At 50.2% G+C, this 4,650-nt stretch carries 2 protein-coding genes and 1 pseudogene; 2 read left to right on the top strand and 1 reads right to left on the bottom strand.

The genetic code is table 11. From position 1 onward, the window contains the following. Nucleotides 1–188: 188 nt before the first annotated feature. Complete coding sequence (locus KO495_RS02695; protein ID WP_000412211.1) at nt 189–848, bottom strand: type A-1 chloramphenicol O-acetyltransferase; 660 nt, start codon at nt 846–848, stop codon at nt 189–191. 160 nt (nt 849–1,008) lie between these two features. On the opposite strand from KO495_RS02695, the gene KO495_RS02690 reads away from it, so the two are divergent. After that, complete coding sequence (locus tag KO495_RS02690) at nt 1,009–2,217, top strand: IS4-like element ISVsa5 family transposase (RefSeq protein ID WP_001339197.1); 1,209 nt, start codon at nt 1,009–1,011, stop codon at nt 2,215–2,217. Nucleotides 2,218–2,464: 247 nt separating this feature from the next. After that, nucleotides 2,465–2,554, top strand: a pseudogene (locus tag KO495_RS02685) (IS1 family transposase); the annotation flags it as partial. Nucleotides 2,555–4,650: the final 2,096 nt, after the last annotated feature.

Genomic DNA, 4,650 nt, shown 5'->3' with positions numbered 1-4,650 from the left:
GCGCTCCTCCAAGCCAGTTACCTCGGTTCAAAGAGTTGGTAGCTCAGAGAACCTTCGAAAAACCGCCCTGCAAGGCGGTTTTTTCGTTTTCAGAGCAAGAGATTACGCGCAGACCAAAACGATCTCAAGAAGATCATCTTATTAATCAGATAAAATATTTCTAGGCACCAATAACTGCCTTAAAAAAATTACGCCCCGCCCTGCCACTCATCGCAGTACTGTTGTAATTCATTAAGCATTCTGCCGACATGGAAGCCATCACAAACGGCATGATGAACCTGAATCGCCAGCGGCATCAGCACCTTGTCGCCTTGCGTATAATATTTGCCCATGGTGAAAACGGGGGCGAAGAAGTTGTCCATATTGGCCACGTTTAAATCAAAACTGGTGAAACTCACCCAGGGATTGGCTGAGACGAAAAACATATTCTCAATAAACCCTTTAGGGAAATAGGCCAGGTTTTCACCGTAACACGCCACATCTTGCGAATATATGTGTAGAAACTGCCGGAAATCGTCGTGGTATTCACTCCAGAGCGATGAAAACGTTTCAGTTTGCTCATGGAAAACGGTGTAACAAGGGTGAACACTATCCCATATCACCAGCTCACCGTCTTTCATTGCCATACGAAATTCCGGATGAGCATTCATCAGGCGGGCAAGAATGTGAATAAAGGCCGGATAAAACTTGTGCTTATTTTTCTTTACGGTCTTTAAAAAGGCCGTAATATCCAGCTGAACGGTCTGGTTATAGGTACATTGAGCAACTGACTGAAATGCCTCAAAATGTTCTTTACGATGCCATTGGGATATATCAACGGTGGTATATCCAGTGATTTTTTTCTCCATTTTAGCTTCCTTAGCTCCTGAAAATCTCGATAACTCAAAAAATACGCCCGGTACTGATGAATCCCCTAATGATTTTGGTAAAAATCATTAAGTTAAGGTGGATACACATCTTGTCATATGATCAAATGGTTTCGCGAAAAATCAATAATCAGACAACAAGATGTGCGAACTCGATATTTTACACGACTCTCTTTACCAATTCTGCCCCGAATTACACTTAAAACGACTCAACAGCTTAACGTTGGCTTGCCACGCATTACTTGACTGTAAAACTCTCACTCTTACCGAACTTGGCCGTAACCTGCCAACCAAAGCGAGAACAAAACATAACATCAAACGAATCGACCGATTGTTAGGTAATCGTCACCTCCACAAAGAGCGACTCGCTGTATACCGTTGGCATGCTAGCTTTATCTGTTCGGGCAATACGATGCCCATTGTACTTGTTGACTGGTCTGATATTCGTGAGCAAAAACGACTTATGGTATTGCGAGCTTCAGTCGCACTACACGGTCGTTCTGTTACTCTTTATGAGAAAGCGTTCCCGCTTTCAGAGCAATGTTCAAAGAAAGCTCATGACCAATTTCTAGCCGACCTTGCGAGCATTCTACCGAGTAACACCACACCGCTCATTGTCAGTGATGCTGGCTTTAAAGTGCCATGGTATAAATCCGTTGAGAAGCTGGGTTGGTACTGGTTAAGTCGAGTAAGAGGAAAAGTACAATATGCAGACCTAGGAGCGGAAAACTGGAAACCTATCAGCAACTTACATGATATGTCATCTAGTCACTCAAAGACTTTAGGCTATAAGAGGCTGACTAAAAGCAATCCAATCTCATGCCAAATTCTATTGTATAAATCTCGCTCTAAAGGCCGAAAAAATCAGCGCTCGACACGGACTCATTGTCACCACCCGTCACCTAAAATCTACTCAGCGTCGGCAAAGGAGCCATGGGTTCTAGCAACTAACTTACCTGTTGAAATTCGAACACCCAAACAACTTGTTAATATCTATTCGAAGCGAATGCAGATTGAAGAAACCTTCCGAGACTTGAAAAGTCCTGCCTACGGACTAGGCCTACGCCATAGCCGAACGAGCAGCTCAGAGCGTTTTGATATCATGCTGCTAATCGCCCTGATGCTTCAACTAACATGTTGGCTTGCGGGCGTTCATGCTCAGAAACAAGGTTGGGACAAGCACTTCCAGGCTAACACAGTCAGAAATCGAAACGTACTCTCAACAGTTCGCTTAGGCATGGAAGTTTTGCGGCATTCTGGCTACACAATAACAAGGGAAGACTTACTCGTGGCTGCAACCCTACTAGCTCAAAATTTATTCACACATGGTTACGCTTTGGGGAAATTATGAGGGGATCTCTCAGCGCCCGGTAGTGATCTTATTTCATTATGGTGAAAGTTGGAACCTCTTACGTGCCGATCAACGTCTCATTTTCGCCAAAAGTTGGCCCAGGGCTTCCCGGTATCAACAGGGACACCAGGATTTATTTATTCTGCGAAGTGATCTTCCGTCACAGGTATTTATTCGGCGCAAAGTGCGTCGGGTGATGCTGCCAACTTACTGATTTAGTGTATGATGGTGTTTTTGAGGTGCTCCAGTGGCTTCTGTTTCTATCAGCTGTCCCTCCTGTTCAGCTACTGACGGGGTGGTGCGTAACGGCAAAAGCACCGCCGGACATCAGCGCCATTCGCCATTCAGGCTGCGCAACTGTTGGGAAGGGCGATCGGTGCGGGCCTCTTCGCTATTACGCCAGCTGGCGAAAGGGGGATGTGCTGCAAGGCGATTAAGTTGGGTAACGCCAGGGTTTTCCCAGTCACGACGTTGTAAAACGACGGCCAGTGCCAAGCTTGCATGCCTGCAGCCGGCCAGCCTCGCAGAGCAGGATTCCCGTTGAGCACCGCCAGGTGCGAATAAGGGACAGTGAAGAAGGAACACCCGCTCGCGGGTGGGCCTACTTCACCTATCCTGCCCGGCTGACGCCGTTGGATACACCAAGGAAAGTCTACACGAACCCTTTGGCAAAATCCTGTATATCGTGCGAAAAAGGATGGATATACCGAAAAAATCGCTATAATGACCCCGAAGCAGGGTTATGCAGCGGAAAAGCGCTGTCTAGATTACTTGTACAGCTCGTCCATGCCGCCGGTGGAGTGGCGGCCCTCGGCGCGTTCGTACTGTTCCACGATGGTGTAGTCCTCGTTGTGGGAGGTGATGTCCAACTTGATGTTGACGTTGTAGGCGCCGGGCAGCTGCACGGGCTTCTTGGCCTTGTAGGTGGTCTTGACCTCAGCGTCGTAGTGGCCGCCGTCCTTCAGCTTCAGCCTCTGCTTGATCTCGCCCTTCAGGGCGCCGTCCTCGGGGTACATCCGCTCGGAGGAGGCCTCCCAGCCCATGGTCTTCTTCTGCATTACGGGGCCGTCGGAGGGGAAGTTGGTGCCGCGCAGCTTCACCTTGTAGATGAACTCGCCGTCCTGCAGGGAGGAGTCCTGGGTCACGGTCACCACGCCGCCGTCCTCGAAGTTCATCACGCGCTCCCACTTGAAGCCCTCGGGGAAGGACAGCTTCAAGTAGTCGGGGATGTCGGCGGGGTGCTTCACGTAGGCCTTGGAGCCGTACATGAACTGAGGGGACAGGATGTCCCAGGCGAAGGGCAGGGGGCCACCCTTGGTCACCTTCAGCTTGGCGGTCTGGGTGCCCTCGTAGGGGCGGCCCTCGCCCTCGCCCTCGATCTCGAACTCGTGGCCGTTCACGGAGCCCTCCATGTGCACCTTGAAGCGCATGAACTCCTTGATGATGGCCATGTTATCCTCCTCGCCCTTGCTCACCATGCTTAATTTCTCCTCTTTAATTCCCGGGTACCGAGCTCGAATTCGTAATCATGTCATAGCTGTTTCCTGTGTGAAATTGTTATCCGCTCACAATTCCACACAACATACGAGCCGGAAGCATAAAGTGTAAAGCCTGGGGTGCCTAATGAGTGAGCTAACTCACATTAATTGCGTTGCGCTCACTGCCCGCTTTCCAGTCGGGAAACCTGTCGTGCCAGCTGCATTAATGAATCGGCCAACGCGCGGGGAGAGGCGGTTTGCGTATTGGGCGCTAGCGGAGTGTATATACTGGCTTACTATGTTGGCACTGATGAGGGTGTCAGTGAAGTGCTTCATGTGGCAGGAGAAAAAAGGCTGCACCGGTGCGTCAGCAGAATATGTGATACAGGATATATTCCGCTTCCTCGCTCACTGACTCGCTACGCTCGGTCGTTCGACTGCGGCGAGCGGAAATGGCTTACGAACGGGGCGGAGATTTCCTGGAAGATGCCAGGAAGATACTTAACAGGGAAGTGAGAGGGCCGCGGCAAAGCCGTTTTTCCATAGGCTCCGCCCCCCTGACAAGCATCACGAAATCTGACGCTCAAATCAGTGGTGGCGAAACCCGACAGGACTATAAAGATACCAGGCGTTTCCCCCTGGCGGCTCCCTCGTGCGCTCTCCTGTTCCTGCCTTTCGGTTTACCGGTGTCATTCCGCTGTTATGGCCGCGTTTGTCTCATTCCACGCCTGACACTCAGTTCCGGGTAGGCAGTTCGCTCCAAGCTGGACTGTATGCACGAACCCCCCGTTCAGTCCGACCGCTGCGCCTTATCCGGTAACTATCGTCTTGAGTCCAACCCGGAAAGACATGCAAAAGCACCACTGGCAGCAGCCACTGGTAATTGATTTAGAGGAGTTAGTCTTGAAGTCATGCGCCGGTTAAGGCTAAACTGAAAGGACAAGTTTTGGTGACT

The sequence above is a fragment of the Colwellia sp. D2M02 genome (assembly GCF_018860755.1).
In the GTDB taxonomy this organism is placed as follows: Bacteria; Pseudomonadota; Gammaproteobacteria; order Enterobacterales; family Alteromonadaceae; genus Colwellia; species Colwellia asteriadis.
Note: the sequence above shows the minus strand (reverse complement) of the source record. Positions and strands in the feature narration are given on the sequence as shown.